Annotated in this window: 1 protein-coding gene; it reads left to right on the top strand. The window is 32.4% G+C overall.

What is annotated here, in order from left to right; all coding sequences use genetic code 11:
* Positions 1-203 (top strand): YadA-like family protein (locus tag ACFIJZ_RS09840; protein WP_375631976.1); only part of this gene is annotated, 203 nt, incomplete at its 5' end.
* Positions 204-1,118: the final 915 nt, after the last annotated feature.

Below are 1,118 nucleotides of genomic sequence, written 5' to 3'. Positions count from 1 at the left end.
TAGCAGTATCCAACCTACGTTACTTCGACGAGCCAGGATCTTTGAGTGTCTCATTTGGTAGCGGCACATGGCGTGGACAATCCGCATTTGCCCTTGGTGCTGGTTATACATCTGAAAACGGAAAAATCCGCTCTAATCTCTCTGCCACGAGTGCTGGTGGTCATTGGGGCATAGGTGGTGCAATTACTCTGAAAATAAAATAATACGAACAACGAAAACAAAACAAAACATCCACCCTTATTTATTGAAATAAGGGTGGATATTTTTTTTACAGACGCACAGTATTTATCTAGAGATAAGCATAATATTTGATGAGGCTATAGACTGTGAGGTTTTATAGAAGATTTTTCTATATTTTGTTGAAAAAAGATCATAGTAGAATCCATATTGCTAAAAAGTTATATTTTTATGTTGCTATTTTCATGAACAGCCTATAGCAATATGGGAGTGTATATTAGTAAGACTCATTTTGATGAAATAACTTTCAAAGGGGGAAAAGTAGTGCGTAAAGATAAAAGGTACATCACGAGACCGCGCATATATCATTATATGATATATTAAAAAGAAAAAATCCAACTAAAAAGCCAGTTATCCAAGGAAAACTATATTCCAGACATATTACAATTTCTTTTTACTTTACTTATTATTAACAAAACCATGCTTTCTAATAAAAATAAAGTCTATAATTAGGAAAATACATATTAAAACCTAGTACAAAGGATTTTATAGTAACCACTACCAAGTAAAATGTAATATTAAATATAAAGACCCCTTTTTAGTTAGAAAAAACAGCACACTAAAAAACTTAGACTCTAAATGTGTCATCTTTATGTCCACAAAACATAATCAAAAAGACAAACATTTAGGTCTCAATACAGAGAGCACAAACAAAACTAAAGACTCAAAATGTTCACACTCTAAGCAATGATCGTCTACTCTGAATTCCAAAGACATCAATAATGCTAAAATGTGTCTTTTTTATGTTTTGGAGGTGTTTTTAAGTTTTTTCATTGGAGAGTTTGTTATGAAAAAATTATATGCCCCACAAGCAGCGAGTGAATTAAAACGTTCTCGTTTTTCTTTTGTTAAAGTTCTTTCGTTGGCTATAGCGGCTACAT

Source organism: Bartonella sp. CL70QHWL (assembly GCF_042194855.1).
Taxonomy (GTDB): Bacteria; Pseudomonadota; Alphaproteobacteria; order Rhizobiales; family Rhizobiaceae; genus Bartonella.
The sequence above is the reverse complement of the archived record's forward strand: the minus strand, read 5'-3'. Positions and strand labels throughout refer to the sequence as shown.